19 protein-coding genes are annotated in these 22,276 nt (G+C 70.4%); 4 read left to right on the top strand and 15 right to left on the bottom strand.

Going from position 1 to position 22,276, the window contains the following annotated elements:
- Window positions 1-555: 555 nt before the first annotated feature.
- Window positions 556-1,131 carry a sigma-70 family RNA polymerase sigma factor gene (locus tag ACIBVP_RS20135; RefSeq protein WP_396107685.1) on the bottom strand — a complete coding sequence of 192 codons (576 nt, stop codon included), beginning with the start codon at window positions 1,129-1,131 and terminating at the stop codon, window positions 556-558.
- A 75-nt stretch (window positions 1,132-1,206) separates the two neighbouring features.
- On the opposite strand from ACIBVP_RS20135, the gene ACIBVP_RS20130 reads away from it, so the two are divergent.
- A complete protein-coding gene (locus ACIBVP_RS20130) occupies window positions 1,207-1,902 on the top strand; it encodes a hypothetical protein (protein WP_396107684.1) in 696 nt (231 codons plus the stop codon).
- Window positions 1,903-2,005: 103 nt separating this feature from the next.
- On the opposite strand, the gene ACIBVP_RS20125 is transcribed toward ACIBVP_RS20130, so the two are convergent.
- On the bottom strand, window positions 2,006-2,785 hold the full coding sequence (locus ACIBVP_RS20125; RefSeq protein WP_396107683.1) for an ABC transporter ATP-binding protein: 780 nt from the start codon (window positions 2,783-2,785) through the stop codon (window positions 2,006-2,008).
- A 137-nt stretch (window positions 2,786-2,922) separates the two neighbouring features.
- Between ACIBVP_RS20125 and ACIBVP_RS20120 the strand changes: the two genes are divergently transcribed.
- Window positions 2,923-4,119: an RNA-guided endonuclease InsQ/TnpB family protein gene (locus ACIBVP_RS20120; protein WP_396107682.1), complete on the top strand. Its 1,197-nt coding sequence runs from the start codon at window positions 2,923-2,925 to the stop codon at window positions 4,117-4,119.
- Window positions 4,120-4,136: 17 nt separating this feature from the next.
- On the opposite strand, the gene ACIBVP_RS20115 is transcribed toward ACIBVP_RS20120, so the two are convergent.
- The 9 genes from ACIBVP_RS20115 to ACIBVP_RS20075 form a co-directional block, all read right to left on the bottom strand.
- A complete protein-coding gene (locus ACIBVP_RS20115; RefSeq protein ID WP_396107681.1) occupies window positions 4,137-5,231 on the bottom strand; it encodes a FecCD family ABC transporter permease in 1,095 nt (364 codons plus the stop codon).
- The gene (locus tag ACIBVP_RS20110; RefSeq protein WP_396107680.1) at window positions 5,231-6,259 is read right to left on the bottom strand and encodes an ABC transporter substrate-binding protein; all 1,029 of its coding nucleotides are present in this window, start codon (window positions 6,257-6,259) and stop codon (window positions 5,231-5,233) included. The genes ACIBVP_RS20115 and ACIBVP_RS20110 overlap by 1 nt, the downstream gene beginning before the upstream one ends.
- Window positions 6,259-7,725 carry an MFS transporter gene (locus ACIBVP_RS20105; protein WP_396107679.1) on the bottom strand — a complete coding sequence of 489 codons (1,467 nt, stop codon included), beginning with the start codon at window positions 7,723-7,725 and terminating at the stop codon, window positions 6,259-6,261. The genes ACIBVP_RS20110 and ACIBVP_RS20105 overlap by 1 nt, the downstream gene beginning before the upstream one ends.
- Window positions 7,722-11,543 (bottom strand): amino acid adenylation domain-containing protein, encoded by a 3,822-nt coding sequence (locus tag ACIBVP_RS20100; protein WP_396107678.1) that lies wholly within the window; start codon window positions 11,541-11,543, stop codon window positions 7,722-7,724. The genes ACIBVP_RS20105 and ACIBVP_RS20100 overlap by 4 nt, the downstream gene beginning before the upstream one ends.
- Window positions 11,536-11,787 carry a phosphopantetheine-binding protein gene (locus tag ACIBVP_RS20095; protein WP_396107677.1) on the bottom strand — a complete coding sequence of 84 codons (252 nt, stop codon included), beginning with the start codon at window positions 11,785-11,787 and terminating at the stop codon, window positions 11,536-11,538. The genes ACIBVP_RS20100 and ACIBVP_RS20095 overlap by 8 nt, the downstream gene beginning before the upstream one ends.
- A 154-nt stretch (window positions 11,788-11,941) precedes the next feature.
- Complete coding sequence (locus ACIBVP_RS20090) at window positions 11,942-12,814, bottom strand: TauD/TfdA dioxygenase family protein (RefSeq protein WP_396107676.1); 873 nt, start codon at window positions 12,812-12,814, stop codon at window positions 11,942-11,944.
- Window positions 12,815-13,092: 278 nt separating this feature from the next.
- Window positions 13,093-13,869 (bottom strand): alpha/beta fold hydrolase, encoded by a 777-nt coding sequence (locus ACIBVP_RS20085; protein WP_396107675.1) that lies wholly within the window; start codon window positions 13,867-13,869, stop codon window positions 13,093-13,095.
- Window positions 13,870-13,950: 81 nt separating this feature from the next.
- Window positions 13,951-16,470: a heavy metal translocating P-type ATPase gene (locus ACIBVP_RS20080; RefSeq protein WP_396107674.1), complete on the bottom strand. Its 2,520-nt coding sequence runs from the start codon at window positions 16,468-16,470 to the stop codon at window positions 13,951-13,953.
- Window positions 16,454-17,473 (bottom strand): hypothetical protein, encoded by a 1,020-nt coding sequence (locus ACIBVP_RS20075; RefSeq protein WP_396107673.1) that lies wholly within the window; start codon window positions 17,471-17,473, stop codon window positions 16,454-16,456. The genes ACIBVP_RS20080 and ACIBVP_RS20075 overlap by 17 nt, the downstream gene beginning before the upstream one ends.
- A 179-nt stretch (window positions 17,474-17,652) precedes the next feature.
- Between ACIBVP_RS20075 and ACIBVP_RS20070 the strand changes: the two genes are divergently transcribed.
- Window positions 17,653-18,474, top strand: a complete 822-nt coding sequence (locus tag ACIBVP_RS20070) for a siderophore-interacting protein (RefSeq protein ID WP_396107672.1) — start codon at window positions 17,653-17,655, stop codon at window positions 18,472-18,474.
- An 89-nt stretch (window positions 18,475-18,563) separates the two neighbouring features.
- Here ACIBVP_RS20070 and ACIBVP_RS20065 read toward each other — a convergent pair whose 3' ends face one another.
- On the bottom strand, window positions 18,564-19,205 hold the full coding sequence (locus ACIBVP_RS20065; RefSeq protein ID WP_396107671.1) for a DJ-1/PfpI family protein: 642 nt from the start codon (window positions 19,203-19,205) through the stop codon (window positions 18,564-18,566).
- A gap of 171 nt (window positions 19,206-19,376) precedes the next feature.
- Between ACIBVP_RS20065 and ACIBVP_RS20060 the strand changes: the two genes are divergently transcribed.
- Window positions 19,377-19,895, top strand: coding sequence for a PadR family transcriptional regulator (locus ACIBVP_RS20060; protein WP_396107670.1), 519 nt, complete (start codon window positions 19,377-19,379; stop codon window positions 19,893-19,895).
- On the opposite strand, the gene ACIBVP_RS20055 is transcribed toward ACIBVP_RS20060, so the two are convergent.
- Genes ACIBVP_RS20055 through ACIBVP_RS20045 form a run of 3 tightly spaced genes read right to left on the bottom strand, consistent with a single transcriptional unit; the run spans window position 19,896 to window position 22,164 of the window.
- Window positions 19,896-20,987, bottom strand: a complete 1,092-nt coding sequence (locus tag ACIBVP_RS20055) for a damage-control phosphatase ARMT1 family protein (protein WP_396107669.1) — start codon at window positions 20,985-20,987, stop codon at window positions 19,896-19,898.
- Window positions 20,984-21,721 (bottom strand): tRNA(His) guanylyltransferase Thg1 family protein, encoded by a 738-nt coding sequence (locus tag ACIBVP_RS20050; RefSeq protein ID WP_396107668.1) that lies wholly within the window; start codon window positions 21,719-21,721, stop codon window positions 20,984-20,986. Before ACIBVP_RS20050 ends, ACIBVP_RS20055 begins: the two co-directional genes overlap by 4 nt.
- Complete coding sequence (locus ACIBVP_RS20045; protein WP_396107667.1) at window positions 21,718-22,164, bottom strand: AAA family ATPase; 447 nt, start codon at window positions 22,162-22,164, stop codon at window positions 21,718-21,720. The genes ACIBVP_RS20050 and ACIBVP_RS20045 overlap by 4 nt, the downstream gene beginning before the upstream one ends.
- Window positions 22,165-22,276 lie beyond the last annotated feature (112 nt).

Raw genomic sequence — 22,276 nt, 5'->3', positions numbered from 1 at the left:
ATCGGGGCATGACCGAGGGACCGGCCAGGCCGCGTATGTCCTCATCGACGAACTGGTGACCTTGCAGCGAACGTGGTTCGTACACGAGCCTAACTCCTTGCACCCGAAGGAATCCCCGTAACACACGCATCTCCGCTGTGCCCTCCGGGCACGGCAGGTGAGGCTCCCCGGAGGGTGCTCCCGGCGGGTCGACGACAGGGTTCGTCGCCGGGTCGTCGGCGGCGCCGTGGGCCGCTGCCCGGCGGCGCACCTCCGACTGCCCCGGCATCGGTCCCGATCGTCATGCCGCCCACACCCGATCCTCACCGCTCTGCCACGGAAACGCGTAGAAATGACATGCTACTGGAGAGAACAGACGAACAACACGTCACTTGGGTTAATTGATTGCGTGCTCAACTTGGAATCGCTGCCACATTTGAGCAACTCAAATTAGGCCCTCATACCTGCGCGGTACCATTCCACACCGTTTTGACGCTTGTCAAGGCGTTGGGAGTGTACCCTTCGGGAGCGCTGTCACCGGTGTGACAAACGAGTGAACGCACTACGCCGGATGCGTCACGGACCGGCCGCGGGCGCCTGCCGCAGACCCAGTCCCAGCGCCTCGACCAGTTCCCTGCGGGCCCGCGCGACACGGGAGCGGATGGTCCCGACAGGACAGCCGCACACCTGCGCCGCCTCCGCGTACCCGAGGCCGAGCACCTGCGTCAGCACGAACGCGTCGCGCCGGTCGTCCGGGAGGGTGCGGACCGCCAGGTTGATCGACACCGTCTCGTCGAGTCCGTGCTGGCCGACGGCGCCACGCTGCTCGGCGGCGGCCTGCCAGTCCTGGTCGGCGGCTATCCTGGGCCGGACGGACGCCGCGCGGAAGTGGTCGGCGGCCACACGGCGCGCGATGGCCAGCAGCCACGTCCGCGCGTGACTGCGCGCGGTGAACCGGTGCGCGGCACCGAGCGCGCGCACGAACGTCTCCTGAGTGAGGTCCTCAGCTTCCGACGGGCCCGCCAGGTACACCAGAAACCGCCAGACGTCACGCTGCGTACTCCGGATGAATGCATTTGCCGCGTCCCGGTCACCACGGCCGGCCGCGAGCGCCAATTCCGTGATGCCGTCATCCGTCGCCAACTCCGACATGAAATGAACGATAGCGGCCGGAATGCTGCCGAAGAACGAATACGATCACGACTCCAGCGAGGATCGTGCCGCGAATTGAAGACCCGCTGGAACTCGCCACCGGAATTCGCCGACTACTACTACGTGGACTGCGAAGAATACCGAGAAGCGCTGTCGGCCCGCCTCGACGACGAGGAGGGGCCGCAGGACGCGCGACTGCCCGCCGACCGCCATCTCGAGCACTGCGCCGACTGCGCGACCTGGTACGACAACGCCGCGTTCATCACCCGGCGGACCAGGACCACGGCCGCGGTCGCGTGGCCGGACGTCACGGACGCCGTGCTGGCGCGCGTGCCCGCGGGCGGCTCGGCGACGTCCACCCGGCTGCGTGCCGCACTCGGCGCGGTCGGTGCCGCGCAGGGCACGGCGGCGCTCTTCTCGTTCGCGGACACCGGTGCGTACGAGAACGCGGCGTGGCACCTCGGGCTGGCGGTGGCGTTCTGCGCGGTCGCCGCGCGCCGCTCACCACCGGCCGGTCTGGTGCCACTGCTCGCCACGTTCGTCGGCGTGCTGTCGTGGGGCCACCTGGCCGGCCACGCGAGCGGTGTCCTGTCCTACCTGCTGTCCGCCGCCGGGCTCGTGCTGGTCGTGCTGCTCGACCGGAGGACGCCGGTACGACGTGCGCCGGTCCCGCCCACGGGTGCGGCGGCGCGAACCCGTGACACCGACGACAGCCCCGCGGACCGCATGCGGCTGGCAATTCCACTGACCAAACCCACAAAGGCGGCGTGAGCGGAATTCGCCGCGGGGCCCGCACGCGGGTGCGCGGGCCCCGTCCGCACGTCCGTCCGGATGATGATCAGAATTCCGTCCGGTTAACGGCAATGTGACAAAACTAGCTCGCCCTCGCGAGCGGGCGAGCACCGTAAGTAACCCGGACAATTCCGTCATCGTGACGCTCCGTCGCCGCCGTCACGCCGAACACCGCGGACAGCACCTCGGGTGTCAGCGCGTCCAGCACCGGTCCCGACGCCACCACCCGGCCCCGGTCCAGCACGACCAGCCGGTCGCAGCTGCGGGCGGCCAGGTCGAGGTCGTGGAGCACGGCCAACGTCGTGACACCCACCGTGTGCACCAGTTCGAGCAGCTCGAACCGGGCCCGGATGTCGAGGTGGTTGGTCGGCTCGTCCAGCACGAGGAGCTTGGGCTCCTGCGCGAGCGCGCGGGCCAGCAGCACCCGCTGCCGTTCGCCACCCGACAGCGACCCGTAGATCCGGTCCGCGTGGCCGGCCATGCCGGTCCGCTCGAGCGCGAACTCCACGATCTCGCGGTCGGTCACGCCGGTGCGGTCGAACATGCCGTGGTGCGGGGTGCGGCCCAGCTCGGCCACCTCCCGCACCGTGAGCCCCGGCGGGGTCGGGCTGTTCTGGAGCACCGCCGCGGTGTGCTGGGCGGCGGTGCGGGCGGACATGCCCCACACGTCCTGCTCCCCGAGCAGGACGATGCCCGAGGACGGCCGCATGGACCGGTAGATCGTGCGCAGCAGCGTCGACTTCCCGCTGCCGTTCGGCCCGATCAGCCCGACGAACTCGCCGGGCGCGACGTCGAGGTCCACGTCGTGGAGGATCGGCTTCCCGCCGATGCTCACGCTCACCTGCCGCACGTTGAGTTTCATCGTGGTCCCTCCTTCAGTTGCGCGCCGTTCACACACGCTCGGCGTCGAGGACGATCTCCCGCCACATTTGGCGGTGTTGAACGGATGCCGTCTGAGCAACGAGCGGCAGGCCTGGCAGAACTTGATAGGTTGTGGCGATGCGCACCGCGTACAAGTGCCGGGCCTACCCCACGCCTGAGCAGTCCGCGATGCTCAGCCGCACGTTCGGTTGCGTTCGTGTGGTCTGGAACCAGACGCTGGCGTGGCGACGAGCCCGATGGCACGACGACCACGTGTCCACCACCTTCACCCAAGCCAACGCCTTCTTGACGGAATTGAAAGGAACCGAGGAGTTCAGGTTCCTCAAGGAGGTCTCCGCAGTTCCTCTCCAACAGGTACTGCGCACCCAGCAGCGAGCGTTCGCGAACTTCTTCGCCAGGCGCGCTCGCCATCCGCGGTTCAAGTCTCGAACCGGCAGGCAGTCCGCCGAGTTCACCAGGTCGGGGTTCCGATACCGCGGTGGAACCTTGACCTTGGCCAAGACTCACGAGCCGTTGCCGTTCGTCTGGTCGTGGCCGACGGTGGACCCAGCCACCATCTCCCCGACCACCGTCACCGTCAGCCGCGACCCTTGCGGACGCTGGTATGTCAGCTTCGTGGTGGAGACGGCGGACCTCGCACCACTTCCCGTCACCGGGACGGCGATCGGAGTAGACCTGGGGATCAGCGTCTTCGCCACTACGTCCGGCGGCGAGCGTGTCCACAATCCCCATCATCTGGAGCGAAAGGCACGCAACCTCGCTCGCTATCAGCGGCGCATGGCGCGTTGCCGCCCAGGCTCGGCGAACCGGCGCAAGGCCGCCCTCAAGGTTGCTCGAGCGCACCGCAAGGTGCGAGCCGCCCGGGTCGACTTCCTGCACCGCACCTCGACACACCTGCTTCGCAGCCATGACCTGGTCGTTCTCGAGGACCTGTCCGTTCGGAACATGGTCCGGAACCGGCGCCTCGCCCGCTCGATCTCGGACTGTGGATGGCGCACCTTCCGACAGCTCCTCGAGTACAAGGCCAGTAGGTGGGGCCGGGCGGTTGTCGTGGTCGACCGCTGGCTGCCCAGCACCAAGACCTGTTCGACGTGCGGGCACCTGGGGCCGAAACTCGACCTGCGTGTCCGCCATTGGACATGCTCGACCTGCCGCGCCCGGCATGACCGGGACATCAACGCGGCGAAGAACATTCTGGCCGCCGGGCTGGCGGCGTCTGCCTGTGGAAGTGACGTAAGACATCTCGGTATCCAGGTGCGGTCACTGTCGAAGCAGGAAACCCAACCCGCGAGGGCTGGCACCTCCCGCACGTGAACGTGTCGGAGGGGAGGTCAAGAGTGAGCCAGGCTCCGATCCCGGCGCATGAGCCAGATGAAGAACGGCGCGCCGAAGAGTGCGGTCAGGATGTTGAGCGGCAGCTCGTTGGGCGGGTCGACGGTGCGGGACAGCAGGTCGACGATCACCAGGTAGATCGCGCCCACGAGCGCCGCCAGCGGGAGCAGCCGCCGGTGGTCGACGCCGAACGTGAGCCGCACGAGGTGCGGCACCATCAGGCCGACGAACCCGATGCCGCCCGCCACCGCGATCAGCACCCCGGCGACAAGCGAGCTCAGCACGATCAGGATCAGCCGGAGCCGCTTGACGTCGATGCCCAGCGCGGTGGCCGACTCGTCGCCGGTGACCAGTGCGTTGAGCTGCCGGCCGTACAGCGTGAGCAGCAACGTGGACGCGATGACCACGATGCCCGCGACCTGCAGCTGGTCCCAGTGCGCGCCGGACACGCTGCCCAGCAGCCAGAACATGATCGCCCGCATGTTGTTCGGCTCGGTCTGCAGCTGCAGGTAGTTCGTGACCGACGTGAACACGTAGCTGATCACGACACCGGCGAGCACGAGCCGGATGGGGTTGAGCTTGCCGCCCTGCTGCCCGAGCAGGAACACCAGGCCGACCGCGAACATCGCACCGAGGAACGCCGCACCCGAGACGCCGAGGCCGCCGAGCGCACCCGCGCCCAGGGCCATCACGGTCACGGCGCCGACCGAGCCGCCCGCCGACACACCGAGGATGAACGGGTCGGCGAGCGGGTTGTTGACCAGTGCCTGGAGCACCACACCGGTCACCGCGAGCCCGGCGCCCGCCAGGGCGGCGAGCAGCACGCGGGGGATCCGGAACTCCCAGATGATCTGGTCGTGGGCCGGGTTGACCTCGCCGCCGAAGATGTGCGCACGGACGATCTGCCAGCTGTCGCCGAGCGAGAACGTCACCGAGCCGACCGCGGCGGCCACCAGGATCACCACGACCAGCAGCGCACCCAGCACGAGCAGCGACACCGGCAGCGGCACCGCGTGCAGCGGCGCGGGCCGCGCCCCGGCCGCCTTGTTCAGCGGCCGGGGCGCGGGGCGCCGAGTGATCGGAGTGGCGGTCATCAGGACGCGTCCGGGTGGAACGCCTTCGCGATCTCCTCGACGGCGATGGCGTTGCTCGGGCCGAGGTAGATCGAGTCGGACAGGACGACGTAGCGGTTGTTCTTGGCCGCGTCCCACTGCGGGAACTGGTCCAGCAGCTTCTTCGCGTCGGCGTCCGGGTCGGCCGACATGTAGTTCACGACGATCAGCGCGTCGATGTCGGCCTTCGCGACCTGCTCCTTGCTGGGGTTGGCGAACATGTTCTCCGACGCGCCCGCGAACGCGTTGGTGACACCGGCCTTGGCCATGATGTCGTTCCAGATGCCGTTGTCGCCCACGGAGCTGAACTGGTCGCCCATCGCCATGCCGGGGATGATCAGCATCGCGTTCAGCTTCTCGGCGTCCGCGACCTTCTTCTCGACCGCGGCGATGCGTTCCTCCGAGTCGGCGATGATCTTCTCCGCCTTGTCGGAGACGCCGAAGATCTTGCCGAGGTCACGCAGCATGGTGTAGCTGTCCTCGATGGTCGGCTTGTGGCTGACCGTGCCGACCTCACCGCACGCGCTCTGCGGCGCGTAGGTGTTGGCGCCGATCTTCGCGAGGTCGTCGCGGGTGGCGAACCCGGCCTCGGCGCGGAAGCCGCCGTCGTAGGTGGAGATCACGAAGTCGGGCCGCAGGCCGATCATGGCCTCGCGCGGGATGTCCATCATCTCGTTCAGCTCGATGTCACCGGTCGGCAGCGCCTTGATGGCCTCGACGCGGCCGGGTACCTCGGAGTCGCCGTAGGACTGGGCGTTGGCGACGATCTTGTCGCCCAGGCCCAGTTCCAGCAGCGCGGACACCTCGGCGACCGAGCCGCCGTTCATGACCACGACCCGGCTCGGCGCCTTGGTGTAGGTGTACTCCTTGCCGCAGTTGGTGATCGTGACCGGGTACGCGGGCGACTTGGCGTTGTCGGCGGGCTCCGCCGCGGTGGTGGTCGTGGCGCACGCGGCCGTGGCGGCGAGACACAAGGCGCCAATGGCCACCAGCACGGGCTTGATCTTCATCAGGTGCTCCTCTGGGTGGTCGAAGCGACAACGGGTGCCGCCGTGGGTTGGACTTCGTTCGGGGTCGCAGGGAGTCGGTGCAGGCGGGCGTTGAGGACGCTGGTGGCGGTGGCCGACACGGCGAGCAGCGCGGCGGCGGCGGCGAACGCCGTCGCGTGGTCGTCGAACGGCACGCCGGGGTCGCCGGGGGTGGCGCCGAGCACCGTCCCGTACCAGACGCCCGCCACGGCCACGCCGAGCGCGAGGCCGAGCTGGGTGACGGTGGTGGCCATGCCGGAGGCGGCGCCGGCGTCGGCGGGCTCGACGCGGCTGAGGATGCCCCCGACGAGCGGCGGGACGACCATGCCCTGCCCGAGCCCGGCGAGCCCGATCATCACCGCGAGCAGCGCGGGCTGCGTGTCCTGCGGCGCCTGGGTGATCGCGGCGCCGCCGAGCAGGACGGCGGCGACGGTGGCGCAGCCGATGATCGGGATGGGTGCGCTGACCCGCGCGGTGAGCCACCGGTTGGCGGCCGACGCGAGGGAGAACCCGACGCCGAGCGGCACGAACATCAGCCCGGCCACGAACGGCGTCAGTCCCAGCCCGGTCTGCAGGTAGTAGGTGAACACCAGGAACAGCCCGGAGTTCGTGGCGAACAGCGCGGCGACGGTCAGCAGGGACAGGCGCATGCCGCGGGCACGCAGCACCCTCGGTGGGAACAGCGGTGCGCCGCCCGCCGCGAGCAGCGTCCGCTGCTGGGTGGCGAGCACCGCGAACACGACCGCGGCGAGCGGCAGCCCGAGCCACAGCCACCACGCGCCGCCGGGCCCGAAGATCAACGGCACGAGCAGCGCGGGCAGCGCGACCGTGGTGAGCGCGGCGCCTGCGAGGTCGAGGCGGCTCTCGCGGTTCGCGGCCCCCGGCGGGAGCAACCTGCCGAGCGTCAGGATCGCGAGGCCGATCGGCACGTTGACGAGCAGCACGGGACGCCAGCCGAGCCCGGCGATGTCGAGGTCGACGAGGATGCCGCCGCCCGCGATGCCGCTGATCACGCCGAGTCCGATCACGACGCCGTACACGCCGACGGCCTTGGCGCGCTGCTCGGTGTCCGACACGGTCGCCCGGATGATGGACAGGACCTGCGGCGCCATGAACGCCGCCGTGGCTCCCTGCAGGAAGCGGGCGGCGATGAGCAGTTCGGCGTTCGGGGCGAGTCCGCAGAGCAGCGAGGTCAGGGTGAACCCGGCGACGCCCCAGAGGAACACGGTCCGGTGCCCCACGCGGTCGCCGAGGCGGGCGCCGGTGATCAGCAGCGCGCCGAACGCGATCACGTAGGCGGCGCCGATGAACTGGATCTGGTCGAAGCCGGCACCGAGGTCGTGCTGGATCGACGGGCTGGCCACGTTGACGATGAACCCGTCGACCTGGGTCATGAAGGTGGCGGCGAGCACGGTCCACAGCCCGAGCCACTCCCGGCGCGTGATCATGACGCCCTCCTCAGCCCGATGTCGTCGGCGAGCACGGCGCCGACGGTCCCGAGCGCTGCCGGTTCGGTCATGCCGTGGTGTGTGGCGGCCACCTCGTGCACGGTCAGCTGTCCGTCCACATGGGACGTCCAGCTGTCCGGTCCTGGCCACTCCGGCGACTTGTCCTCGGTGGCCGCGAACAGGAGCACGTCGGCCGAGACCGTGCGCGGTGTCCAGGCGGCACCGATCCGGGCGCAGTGCGTGTAGGTGCGGTGGAGCCGGTCGAAGGCGTCCAGGTCCGTGGCGTCGGGCACGAACGCGGCGAACTCCTCCTCGGTCGCGGCGGCGTGGTCGCGCATGGACTCCGGGAACGGGTACGAGTCGAGCAACACGAGCCGCGCGACGGTGTGGCCCTGTTCCTCCAGCTGTGCCGCGACCTCGTGCGCGACGAGCCCGCCGAACGACGCGCCGAGCAGGTGGTACGGCCCGGTCGGGCACACCTTCTCCATGTGCCGCACGAGGTCACGGGCGACCTCCGCGACGTCGGCGTGCTCGTCGGCGCCGACGAGCTGGAGCCCGTACAGCGGCCTGTCGGGCAGCCGGGACAGCAGCCCGGCGTAGGCCCACGCGAGCCCGGTTGCGGGGGCGATGCAGAACAGCGGTGGCTCGCTTCCGTTGGTGGACAGGGGAAGCAGCGTGTCGTAGGCGCCCTCGTCGGTCTGCGTGGCGAGCTTCGGCGCGAGCTTGGCGACCGTCGGCGCCTCGAACACCGCGCGGATGCCCAGGCGGACGTCGAAGTGGTCGCGGATGCGGCCGATGAGCCTGCCGACGAGCAGCGAGTGCCCGCCGAGGGAGAAGAAGTCGTCGTCGATCCCGACTCCGTCGACACCGAGCAGCTCGGCGAACATCCCGCACAGCACGGCCTCCCGCCGGTCCCGTGGCGGTCTGCCGGTGACCAGTGCGGCGGGGTTGGGCGCGGGCAGCGCGGCGCGGTCGAGCTTGCCGTTGGTGTTGCGCGGCAACCGGTCCACCACGACGTAGGCGGGCGGCACCATGTAGTCCGGCAGCCGCTGCGCCGCGTACTGCCGCAGCCCAGCCGGTTCGGGCGTACCCGTACCCGGGACGACATAGGCCACGAGCCTGCCGTCGCGGACGATCACCGCGCACTGGCCCACCGACTCGTGCCCGGCCAGGACGCTCTCGATCTCACCGGGCTCGATGCGGAAGCCGCGCACCTTCACCTGGTCGTCGGCGCGGCCGAGGAACTCGAGCGTGCCGTCCGGCCGCCACCGCGCGAGGTCGCCGGTGCGGTACATCCGCTCCCCCGGCGCGCCGAACGGGTCGTCGACGAACCTGTCGGCCGTCAGGTCCGAGCGTTCGTGGTAGCCGCGGGCGACGGGCGCGCCCGCGAAGTACAGCTCGCCCACGACACCCGGCGGCACCAGCCCGCGTGCCGTGTCGAGCACGTAGGCCCTGGTGTTGGCGATGGGCCTGCCGACGATCGGGGTCGTGCTGTCGGCCAGCCTGCAGTGCAGCGTGTCCACTGTGCACTCGGTGGGGCCGTACAGGTTCCAGGTCGCGATGTCCGGCACCGCGCGCAACGCCGTCCACAGCGCGGGCCCGGTCGCCTCGCCGCCGAGCGCGATGACGGCCGGCCGGTGCCTGTCGTCGGCGAGCAGGCCGGTCGCGACGAGCTCCTCGGCGTAGGTCGGGGTGATGTCGAGGAAGTCGATCCGCCACTCGTCGACGTAGTCGAGCATCGCGGCGGGTTCGCGGCGGACGTCCTCACCGACGAAGTGCAGCTCGTGGCCGTCGAGCAGCCACAGGAGCCCCTCCCACGAGGTGTCGAACGACAGCGACGCGGACAGCGCGGCGCGGCGGACCCGGCCCGCGCTCTCCGGCCTGATCAGCGTGTCGCGGTGGTGGTGGAACAGGTTGACCAGTCCACTGTGCTCGATCACGACGCCCTTGGGCGTCCCGGTCGAGCCGGAGGTGTGGATGAGGCACGCCGGGTTGGCGGGGATCGACGGCGCGCGCCGCTCGCCGTCGCCCAGGTCCCGATCGGACAGTCCGTCGAGTCGGCGCGTGGTGGCGGGGTCGTCCAGCACGACGACCCCGCCGGTACCGGCCGACTCGCGCAACGCCTCGGTGGTGACCACGACGACGGGTGCGCTGTCGGCGATCGTGAGCGCGATGCGCCGCGCGGGGTGGTCGGGGTCGATCGGCACGTAGGCCGCGCCCGCCTTGAGGACCGCGAACAACGCGACGATCGCGTCGGCCGTGCGTGGCAGGAGGAGCGCCACGTGGCACTCGGGTGCCGCGCCCTCCTCGACGAGCAGCCGCGCGAGGCGGTTGGCGCGCCGGTTCAGCTCGGCGAAGGTGAACACCCCGCCGTCGGCGACGAGCGCGGTGCGGTCCGGGGTGGCGACGACCTGGGCCTCGAACAGGTCGGGGACGGTCACCGGCGGCACGTCGCGCGCGGTGTCGTTCCAGGTGGTCAGCAGGGTGTCGCGTTCGCCGGGCAGCAACACGTCGACGTCGGCGACGGGGGTCTCGGGTGCGGTGAGGAGGCGGCGCACGACGGTCAGGAAGCGCCGCAGGTGGGTGGCGATCTCGTCGTGCGTGTAGCAGTTGGGGTTGGCGTCGACCACGATCCGCAGGCCGTTGCCGTCAGCGCGGTCGTACACGTGCAGCACCAGGTCCTCGACGAGGCCCGCGCTGACGTTGTGCACGATGCCGCGGTGCCCGGCGAAGCGCAGTCCGTAGTCGAACGGCATGATGTTGACCGACGGGCCGAACAGTTTCCGTTCGCTGGCGACGAGTTTGAGGTCGCGACGCAGCTGTTCGTACCGGTAACGCAGATGTGGGCGGCCTGCCCGCAGTTCGTTCGTGACCTGGCCGGTGAGGTCGACGAGGCTGCGGCCGGGGTCGACGGTCAGCCACAGCGGCACGACGTTGGTCACCATGCACGGCACTCGCAGCGACACCGACCCGATCCGCGCCATGACGGGCAGCGCGAACACGAGGTCCGCGGCACCGGTCATCCGGTGCACGTAGGCGGCGAACGCGGCCGTGAGCACCTCGCTCCAGGTCGCGCCGACACCGGTTGCGACATCCTTCAGCGTGGCGAGGTCCGGGCCGTCGAGGTCCACGCTCTCCCGGACCACGCCGTGCGCCAGCGGACCGGACCGTTGCGCGAGGACCACGGGCGCCGGTTTGCCGTCGGCCTTGCCGGTCCAGTAGTCGCGGTCGGCGGCGAACCGCGGCGAGTCCAGGTAGTCCAGGTCCTCGGCGACCACGTCGGCGAGCGACCCGAAGCTCTTCGCCGGCGGCTCGGCACCCGCGACGAGCGCGGTGTAGACCTCCGCGACGCGACGCGCGACGAGCGACAGGCCGTACCCGTCGAGCGCGATGTGGTGCACCCGCTGGTACCACAGGTGGACGTCGGGGCCGGTGCGGAACAGGGCCTGCGCGAACACGGGTCCGCGCCGCAGGTCCACCGGTACCGCGAGGTCGGCACGCATCCAGTCCAGCGCGGCGGCGACCGGATCGGGTGCGGTGCTGACGTCGAGCACGTGCATCGTCCATTCGGGACACGCGCCGACGTCCTGCCAGGCGCGGCCGTCGGGGTCGGTGCCGAAACAGGCGGTGAGCGCGTCGGTCTCGCCGACGGCCGTGCGCACGGCCTGCTCGAACAGGGCGGTGTCCACCGGTCCGTGGATCTCCACGTACTCGGCGGTGTTGAACGCGGGACTGTCCGGATCGAACTCCTGTCCGGTCCAGATGCCCTCCTGTGCGGCGGTCAGCGCGAGCCGCCGCACACCGCGGTGCTCAGGCATCCAGGACCGCCGGCTGCCGCGATGTCAAGAGTTCCAACCAGTGCTCCAATGTCGGCTGCTCAGCCAGTTCCACGAAACTGACCACGACGCCGTGTTCGCGCCAGCGTTCCAGGAGTGTCAGCAGGCGGATCGAGTCCAGCCCGCCTTCGAAAAGGTTCTCCTTGTCGTCCGCCTCGTCCGGGTCGCGGTGCAGCAGTGCCGCGACGTCGGCGCGAATGGCCTCGCGAGTCAACCGTTCTGCCATGCCTGCATCACCCCTCGTGCCGAGAAATGTCCCGGTCCGGCGGACGCGGCCGAAGTCGCGTCCGCCGGAACCGTTCCCTGGCCCGAGATTTCCAGAGTGGACTGGAATTCCGTCGGCAGTGAACTGGAATCCCGTCGGTGTCCCGCTGGAGGTGCTATGCCGCCGTGGGGTTGTCGTACACAGTGACCCGGTAGGAAACGGCGGGCTCCGGGGTGGCCGTGTGCAGCGCACGGTGAACGAGGGTGCGGTTGTCCCACACCAGCATGTCGCCCTTCTCGAAGGTCTGCAGGTGGATGTTCTCGTGCTCGTAGGTGCGGTCCAGCTGGCCGGAGTGCGCGAGCAGCTCCTTCAGCAGGTCCGCACGTTCGTTGCCCTGGGCGTCCTGCACGGAGAGCGTGAAGCCCTCGCTGATGTACAGGATGGTCTCGCCCGTGTGCGGGTGCGTGATCGCGGTGGCGTCCGTGACCGGCGGGGTCTTGCCGTTGACCTCCTCGATGATCTCCGAGATCGGCCGGTAGACGTCCGTCGGGCGGATCTTGAAGTACCGCAGCACGCTGTGGGTGGCGGTGGTGTCCTTGGCGGCCTCCTTCAGGTCGGCGGGCAGCTTCTCGTAGGCGTCGGCCATGTTGATGAAGAACGTGCCGCGGTTCTTGGACGGCACGACCTGCGGGTAGATCAGCGTCAGGTCGAACGGCCGCGGCATGAACTGGTAGTCGGAGTGCCAGAACTTGCCGGTCTTCGGCACGCCCATCTGGCTGCCGTCCTCCTCCTTCACGTTCGAGGAGACGAAGACCTCCTTCACTTCCGGGTGGTGGTACACGGGCTCGTAGTACTCGGCGACCTCACCCATCCGCTGCCCCAGCGCGAGGAACTGCTTCGGGTCGAGGCCCTGGTTCTTCAGGACGGCGATCTTGTTGGTGTAGACGGTCTTCTTCAGCTCCGCGATGTCCTCGTCGGAGGCCGTCTCCGCGTTGAAGCCCTCGACGACGACGCCGAACTTCTTGCCAACCTGTGGGGAAATTTTCATGAGGTTTCCTCTGGGATATCTCATTGGGAGCGGTGACGTCCTGCACATGGACCACATGAGATCCGAACAACGCTGTCCATGAATTTTTCACAGTGGTCTCGTGTGAGTAGTCGCGCGGCACAGACGAGTGGTTCCCCCGATCCGGCGAAATTCGCGAACCCAAGAAAGAAACAAGCCCCACACAACCAACCGATTACCGCACAATTACCGCCCCATGCAAAACCCCAGGAAAGCCCGCGGCGACCCCGCGAAGCGACCCCACGGAGGGAAACCCCGGATCACCCGGTCCGACGCTGAAGATCACGCATCAACTGCGAGTGACAGGCGTGCACGACAGCGGCAGTCCCATCAGGATCGTCCCGCATCACGAGGTGACCGGCGTCCACAATGGCCGTGTGCCGAGCATGGGGCAGCACCCGAACCGCCCGCCGAGCGTCGCACGCGGGCACCACCCGATCCTGCCCGGCCCACACCAGGTTCACCGGCGTCGCAGCCAACCGCTCAGCCCCCACGAACGAGTACCGGCAGGCGAACCGCGTCAACGCGACAAGATCACTACCCACAAGAGAACTCACGTCAGCAGCCACCACGGCGGCCTCGATGGCCGAAGGCCGGGCCGACAACCCGGACATGATCGCGCGATGGAACACCCGGCTGCCCACCAACCGCCGCCGGACCGCGGGCCCGGCGGCGCGCACGACCCGCACGAACGTCCGCAGCGTCATCCCGCACGCAGCGGTCCGAGCGTGAAACCCGAGCGCGCAGAACCCCGTGACAGCGGCGACGGGCACCCGGCACGCCAGTTCGAGCGCCACGGAAGCCCCCAGCGAGTGCCCGACCACGTGCGGCCGGTGCAACCCCAGCTCCGTGATCCGCCCCGCGACGTGTTCGGCCAGCAGCGGAACCGCGTCCCGGTCGTACTCCACCTCGGGCAGGTCGATCGCGACCGTCCGCGCGAAGCCCGGTATCCGGACGATCACGTCGTCCCAGCTCGTCCGGTCCAGCCCGGCCCCGTGCAGCAGCAACAGCGTCGGGTTGCCGTCCGATTCCAGCACCGAAACCCCCTGAGAAAGAAGTGAACACACACGTGGGTGGTGTGACCGAGCGCGGCCACACCACCCACCCAGGGCTGACGATCAGGACGCCGTGACCATGGCCCTCTTCTCCACAGTGGACGGCCGCACCGGTTCCTCCGGCACCGACGCGCCCGACTTGGGGGTGAACGTCCGCAACCGCAGGCTGTTGGACACCACGAACACCGAGCTGCCCGCCATGATCAACCCGGCGAGCATCGGGTTGAGCAGCCCACCGGCGGCGAGGGGGATCGCCGCGACGTTGTACGCGAACGCCCAGAACAGGTTGGACTTGATCGTGCCGAGCGTGCGGCGGGACAACCGGATCGCGTCCGCGACCACCCGCAGGTCGCCCCTGACGAGTGTCAGGTCGGCCGCCTCGATGGCGACGTCGGTGCCGGTGCCCATCGCGAGCCCGAGGTCGGCCTGTGCGAGCGCGGCCGCGTCGTTGACGCCGTCGCCCACCATGGCCACCACCCGGCCCTCGGCCTGCAGCCGCTTGATCTCCGCGACCTTGCCCGCCGGCAGCACCTCGGCGATCACCTCGGTGATGCCGACCTCGGCGGCGACCGCCTTGGCCACGGCCTCGTTGTCGCCGGTGAGCAGGACCGGGGTGAGCCCGAGCGCCCGCAGCTGGCGGATGGCGGCCGCGCTGGTCGGCTTGACCGTGTCGGACACGACGAGCAGCCCGCGCACCACACCGTCCCAGCCGACGACGACGGACGTCCGGCCCTCGGCGGCGGCCTCGTCCCGCGCCGCCACCAGTTCGGCGGGCAGGTCGCCGGCCAGTGCGGCCCGGCCGACGACAACCTGACGTCCGTCAACCACGCCACGCACGCCGAGCCCGGCCTCGTTGGCGAAGCCGTCGACCGCCGGCAGCTCACCGACCCGCTCCCGCGCGCCCGCCGCGATGGCACGGGCGATCGGGTGCTCGGAGGCGTGCTCCAGCGCGCCGGCCAGCCGCACCAGGTCGTCGGCGTCGACGCCGTCCGCGGGCACGACGTCCACGAGCGACATCTCGCCGGTGGTGACCGTGCCCGTCTTGTCCAGCACCACGGTGTCGACGCGGCGCGTGCTCTCCAGGACCTCGGGGCCCTTGATGAGGATGCCCAGCTGCGCGCCCCGCCCGGTGCCGACCAGCAACGCCGTCGGCGTGGCGAGGCCGAGCGCGCACGGGCATGCGATGATCAGCACGGCGACCGCCGCGGTGAACGCCGCCGTGGCCGGTTCACCGGCGCCGAACCAGTAGCCGAGCGTCGCCAGCGCGAGCCCGATGACGCCGGGCACGAAGACCGCGGACACCTGGTCGGCGAGCCGCTGGACCTTGGCCTTGCCGGTCTGGGCGTCCTCCACGAGCCGCGCCATCTGCGCGAGCTGGGTGTCCGCGCCGACCTTCGTGGCACGCACGACGAGCCGCCCGCCGACGTTGACCGTCGCGCCGACGACCTCGTCACCCGCACCGACCTCGACGGGCACGGACTCGCCGGTGAGCATGCTCGCGTCGACCGCGGAGGAGCCCTCCTCGATCACGCCGTCGGTCGCGACCTTCTCACCCGGTCGCACGACGAACCGGTCGCCGACGGCCAGCTCGCCGATCGGGACGGTCGTCTCGACGCCGCCGCGCAGGACCGTGACGTCCTTGGCGCCCAAGGACAACAGCGCACGCAGCGCGGCGCCGGACCGGCGCTTGGCACGTGCCTCGAAGTACCGTCCACACAGGATGAACAACGTCACCCCGGCGGCCACCTCGAGGTACATGTTGGCCTCGCCCGCGGTCCGCTCGATCGTGATGCGGAACGGGTGTTTCATCCCGGGCATGCCCGCCTCGCCGATGAACAACGTCCACAGCGACCAGGCGAACGCCGACAGGGTGCCGACGGAGATGAGCGTGTCCATGGTGGCCGCGCCGTGGCGCAGGTTCGCGAACGCGGCCCTGTGGAACGGGAACGCACCCCACACGACGACCGGCCCGCACAGCGCGAGGCAGGCCCACTGCCAGTACTCGAACTGGAACCTCGGCACCATCGACATGGCGATGACCGGCACGGTCAGCACCGCGACGATGAGCACCCGGTTGCGCGCGGCCCGCAGCGCGGCGTCCTGTTCGTCCTCTTCGGACACCGCCGGTGCGGCCTCGGCCACCTGGCGCGGCGGCGCGGGCACGGTCGCGGTGTAGCCGAGCTCCTCGACGACCGCGACCACGTCGGCGACCCGCACCGACGGCGAGTGCGTGATCTTCGCCTTCTCGGTCGCGTAGTTGACCGTCGCGGTCACGCCGTCGATCTCGTTGAGCCGTTCCTCGATCCGTGCCGCGCACGACGCGCAGGTCATGCCGCCGATGACGAACTCGGCCTGCCCCGATGCCACCGGCTTCGGCCGCGCCACGGGTTTCGCGGTGTAGCCGATCTCCTCGATGGCGGCGACGACGTCGGCGAGCGGCACCGAGTGCGACACCTTCGCCTTCTCGGTGGCGTAGTTCACCGTCGCCGTCACACCGTCGATCTCGTTGAGGTGGTTCTCGACGCGCGCCGCGCACGACGCGCAGGTCATCCCACCGATGACCAGCTCAGCCTCCGTGGCCATGCGTCGCACCTCCCGTGGTGCCGCCCGTGGTGCCGCCGCTGCTCGGTCCACCGGGCGCCGCGCTGTTGCCGCCGCCCAGGTTCACGGCCTTGGCCTGCTCGAACACCTCGGGCGTCAGGCCGTGCGGCGGCGGGTTGGGGCCCTCGACGTTGACCGTGAACTCCGCGGTGCGGACCGTGCCCTGGTGCTGGAAGTCGAGGAAGAGCCGGTACGACCCGTACGAGGGTGCCGTGGCGAAGAACTGGATCTCCGGTCCCGGCGCGGTCTTCCCGTCGCCGGGGTGGCCGTCGGGGTGCACGTGGATGTAGGCCATGTCGTCGTCGCGCAGCATCACCAGGTGACCGAACGCGGCGAGGTAGGGCTCCAGGTCGGTGACCGGCCTGCCGTTCTTCGAGACGTGCATGGTGAGCTTGGCTTCCGCACCGGCCACGAGCTTGCCGCTGAGCGTCACGGTGTACCCGTCGACGGTGGCGGAGTTCGACGGCGCGGGCAGCGGCTTCGGCGTGAAGTTCCCGGCCACCTCGACGTCGGCGCCCAGCGTGGTGCCGTGGATGCCCCAGCCGGGGAAGAAGTCGGCGAAGATCCGGTAGGTGCCCGCGGCGGGGAACGTCACCGGGATGCGCCACGTGCCGTCGGCGCCCAGGTTCGGGTGGATGTGCTGGAAGTTCGACAGGTCGCTGCGCGCGATGATCAGGTGCATCAGCTTGTCGTGCTGCGGTTTGTACTGCAGCAGCGGTGTGCCTTCGCGTTCCTGCACCTGGAACGCGAGCATCTGCTGCTCGCCTGCCTTCCAGTTCTCGTTGAACACCTTCAACGTCATGCTTTCCTCGGAGACCATCAGCCCGCCCGGGCCGTGTTCCTCCTCGGCTGGTGCGGCGGCGGGGGCCGGCGCGGCGGCCGCCTCGGTCGGCGGCGGACCGACAACGCGACCGACCACGTAGGCGCTCGCGAACACCAGTATCAGGGCGACCACGAAAGCCCCGAGCTTGGTCAGCGTCTTCATCACTACCGTCCTATATGGACACACGGATGGGCAACTGACCGGACCATACGCAGGGGAGGTATACCCGGTCCACGCGTGACGGCGTGGGTCAAGCGCGATGAGAGCGGAGGAAGAGCGGACTCCACCGGTGAGTTACCGGACACTGCGCACCCACCGACCGGACGGTTACCATCGGCGGCATGGCGCAGGAACGCAGGTCCCCCCGGCCGAAGCTCGCACGGGTGTCCCGTGTGGAGCGGCTCACACCGCACATGACCAGGGTCGTGCTGGGCGACCTCGAGGACTTCGACGCGGGCGAGTTCACCGACCACTACGTGAAGCTGCTGTTCCCGCCGCCCGGCGTGACGTACCCGGAGCCGTTCGACATGCGGCGGATCCGCGAGGAGCTGCCGAGGGACCAGTGGCCGAGGATGCGGACGTACACCGTGCGCCGCTGGGACGCCGCCACCCGCGAGCTGGCGATCGACGTCGTCCACCACGGCGACGAGGGCATCGCGGGCCCGTGGGCGGCGGCCGTGGCCCCGGGCGACGAGGTCCGGTTCATGGGCCCGGGCGGCGGGTACGTTCCGTCCGCCGACGTGGACTGGCACCTGCTGGCGGGCGACGAGAGCGCCCTGCCCGCCATCGCGGCGTCACTGGAGCGACTGCCCGCCGGGGCGCGCGCGTACGCGTTCATCGAGGTCGCCGGGCCGGACGAGGAGCAGAAGCTGGCGCCGTCCGCGGAGACCGAGCTGACCTGGCTGCACCGGGGCACGGCGCCCGTCGGCGAGGCACTCGTCCGCGCGGTGACCGGCTTCGAGTTCCCGGCGGGGACGGGGCAGGCGTTCGTCCACGGGGAGGCGACGTTCGTGAAGGAGCTGAGGCGTCTGCTGCTGGTGGAACGCGGCCTGCCCCGCGACCTGGTGTCGATCTCCGGCTACTGGCGCACCGGCCACGACGAGGACCGCTGGCAGGAGACCAAGAAGGACTGGAACCGCCAGGTGGAGGAGGAGCAGGGCTGACGGGCGCGCTCATGCACGACGCCGCCTGTAGCGCGAACCCCCTTTGCCGGCGGCGATCCCACGTCGCGCTCCCCGGTCGACGGAAGACCTCAGATCTCCTGCAGGAAGAACCGGCTGTTCTCCCGCATGGAGGCGACCATCTGTGACGGCGCCTTCGACGGTGAGCCGGCGTCGTAGGGCGGCCGGGGGTCGTACTCCAGACCGAGCTGGATCGCCTGCGCCGCCACGTTCCCGGCCACCCGGTCGACCAGCGTGAGGGCCATGTCGATCCCGGCCGACACCCCGGCCGCCGTCACGTACTTGCCGTCGAACACCACCCGCTCGGCCACGGCCTCCACACCGAACGCGGGCAGCTGGTCCTGAGCGAGCCAGTGCGTCGTCGCCTTGCGGCCCGCCAGCAGCCCGGCGGCGGCCAGCACGAGCGAACCCGTGCACACGGACGTGGTCCACGTGCTGGTCTTGTCGATCTCCCGCAGCCACGACAGGACCTCGTCGTCGGCCATCAGGTCCACCTGCCCCGGCCCACCCGGCACGAGCACGACATCGGTCTCCCGCACGTCCGACAGCGCCGCGTCCGCGACCAGTCCCAGCGTGCCCTGACCGGCCCGCACCTCACCCTTCTCCTTGCCGACGAACACCACCTCGGCGTTCTCCGAGTACCGCAGCACCTCGTACGGGCCGATGGCGTCCAGCGCCGCCATCCGGTCGAAGAGCAGGATCGTGATCCGCATACGGGTCTCTCCACTGATCGTCGTGACGCACCACGAATCACAGTAGCGCCATGCAAGACGCTTGCGGAGGGTCGAACCCGACGAGATCGTGCCAACCGCGCCCGCCCGACCGGCCGTGTGGCGGGCGTGCGTCGGTAGGCTCCTTCGGACCTGTTCAGAAGGGGTGGTGGCATGTCGTTGCGGCACGGGTTGCTCGGGCTCCTCGCCGAGGGACCGGCGAGCGGCTACGACCTGGCACGCCGTTTCGAGGACCTGCTCGGCGCGATCTGGCCGGCGAAGCACCCGCAGATCTACGGCGAGCTGATCCGCCTGGCGGGCGCCGGGCACATCGCGGCGGCGGCGGAGGGGCCACGGCGCCGCAAGGAGTACCGGATCACCGACACGGGGCGGGCGGAGCTGCACCGGTGGCTCGTCGAGGCGCCCGTCGACCACTCCGTCCGCCTGGAACCCCTGCTGCGGTCGCTGTTCTTCTGGACGATCTCACCCGAGGAGCTGACCGACCACCTCGACCGCGAAGCCGCCCACTGGCGCGAGACCGCCGCGCGGTACCGCTGCCACGCGGCGGCCGCGGACCAGGACGACGGTCCGCGGGCCCGGGCCGCGCGCGTCACCGCCGAGGCGGGCGTGCGGCTGTACGAGGCACTGGCCGACTGGGCGGAGTGGGCGAAGCAGGCGCCGCCCGGCCGCTGATCACCGCACGTGGATCACCGCGTGCGCGCCGTTCGACCGCCACCGCTCGCCGGACGCGTCGAGCCGGTCGACCACGTCGGCCGGGATGCCGACCGCGACGTCGCACTTCATGGTGCGCAGCGCCGCGACCCGGCCCGGGAAGTACGCCGTGACCTCGGCGAACGGCGTGGTCGGCGGCCAGCGGCGGTCGCCGACGAGGCGCCGGTAGTTCAGGTCGCCCTTCATGATCGTGACGGTCGCCGACGCGAAGTCGGCGGCCAGGTCGTCGGGCATGCGGTGGTAGGACCACGGCGCGCACGAGAACGGGTGCGCCCGCACGTCGAGCCGCCCGTCCCGCATGGCGCGCGCGAGCCGGTGCCCCGCGTCCGCGACCGGGCTCTCCGTGAGCCTGCGCAGCGCCGCGACCACGTCGGGCAGCAGCGCGTCGGACACGTAGTACGGGTACGGCTTGGCGTGCAGCACGACGGTCCCGGCGCGGCCCGTGGTGAGGAGGCGGTCGGCGAGCAGCAGGTCCGGCACCAGCTCCCGGGCCGCGTTGTCGGCGACGACCACCACCGGGCCGCCGTCGAGGAGGGACCACAGCAGCGGGCTCTCGTCCACCAGCAGCGCCCCGGCCCCGTCGGCCTGCCCGGACGACAGCCGGAACCCGAGGTCCGCGCGGTTGCCCCACAGCGACGCCGTCAGCAGGGCTGATTCGACGGCCGCGTCGTCGGTGCGGGTGGCGAACGCGGCGAGGTCGGCGGCCAGCTCGGGGCCGCGCAGCTCCGCGGACTTCACCGGCTCGAACGGGTCGACGCCCTGCCACGGTCCCGGCGCGAAGTAGCCGACGGCGTCGAGGAGCTTGCGGTAGAAACAACTCTCGGCCCACAGGAACGGCACGTCGTCCCACGACCGGCCCGCGTACTTCTCCCACCCGGCGTGGGGCTGGATCTCGCCGGTGATCTCGTCGGCCAGCTCGTCGAGCGCGCGGCCGGTCGCGGGCGGGTACGGCAACCCGTCCCGCACCTGCGCGATCAGCTTGGGGTGACGCTCGTGCAGCACGCTCCACGCGAACGAACCGGGTGGGTTGCCGGTGATCTCGGGGCTGGTCACAGCATCCTCCGCACGTGGTCGCGGTACGCGTCCTTCATGGGCAGGTCCCGGTCGACGCGCACGCGTCGCCGCGTCGCCGTCACCTCGACGTTCCGGATCGGGTCGAACCCCGGCCGCTCGAAGGTCTCCCACGAGAGGCCGACGCCGCGCCGTTGCCACACCGGCACGTCGTTGAAGTTGATGCCGTAACCGTGGAGCAGCTCGTTCTTGGCCGACGTGGTGGTGCGCTCCAGCGCCTTCGTCGCCTCCGCGCGGGTGCTGCCGTTCTCGCGCATCGTCCAGTAGCACCACCCGTTGAGCGCGCAGCGTGCCGCGTCGGCCTGCCGCCAGGTGAAGTAGTCGAGCACGTCGGTGGTGTCGTTGCCCAGCCACAGACGGCTGTCGAAGTGCGCGGGCTCGCCCGCCGCGTGCGTGAACGCCGCCGACGCCGCCGCGGCCGACAGCGACACCAGCTTCTCCACGCTTCGGCCGAACAACGCGAACGACGGGTCGAGCAGCACGGAGATCTCGTCGCTCTCGGTGTAGGCGTAGCGGCCGTCGAACTCGGTGAGCAGCGTTTCGGCGGTGGTGGTCATGAGGTCCGAGAACCGGGCGTCGAACGGCTTGTCGAAGCGTTCCTCGGTGAAGCGGGAGAAGCTCCGCCCGTCCACGCGGATGACGATCCAGGCGCCGGGCAGCGCGGTCATCCCGTGGAACCACTCCCGCGCGCGCTGGCGTGTCTCGAGGTCTTTCATCGCACGTCGAATCCCCCTGTGCCGTCGAAACGGACCGTGTGCAGTTCGTCGAAGCCGTCGGCCGCCGTCGGCTCCCGGAGGATCTTGATCGTGGCATACAGGCCCACGTCGGGCACGCGACTTCCGGCCTCGCGGGCGGCGTTGCGGACCACGGACGCGGCCAGGTCCGGCGGGAACCAGTACCCGACGACCCGCGCCCCGTGGTCCCGCGCGGCGGCGATGATCGGCGCCCACTGCGCCGGTGACGGGTTGGTGTTGTCGACCACCACGTCCCGGCCCTCGGCCAGCGCCTCCCCGACCATGCGCATCTGCCTGCGCTGCGGGCGGCGCGCGTTGGGGAAGGCGTCCTTGCTGACGTGCACGTGGGTGCCTGCCAGCCGCTGCCGGTAGAACGTCGTCTTCCCGGAAGCCTGCAGCCCGATCAACACCACCACCTCTGGCACGCCCCCACGGTAGGGCCTACCGCTCGAGCTCGTCGGCCGTGTATCGCTTGGCGACCGGCCCGCCGGTCGGCTCGCGCGGCACAGCAGCAGGTCCGCGGGCCTGCGATCAGCT

Source organism: Actinophytocola sp. NPDC049390 (genome assembly GCF_044466355.1).
Taxonomy (GTDB): Bacteria; Actinomycetota; Actinomycetes; order Mycobacteriales; family Pseudonocardiaceae; genus Actinophytocola.
The sequence above is the reverse complement of the archived record's forward strand: the minus strand, read 5'-3'. Positions and strand labels throughout refer to the sequence as shown.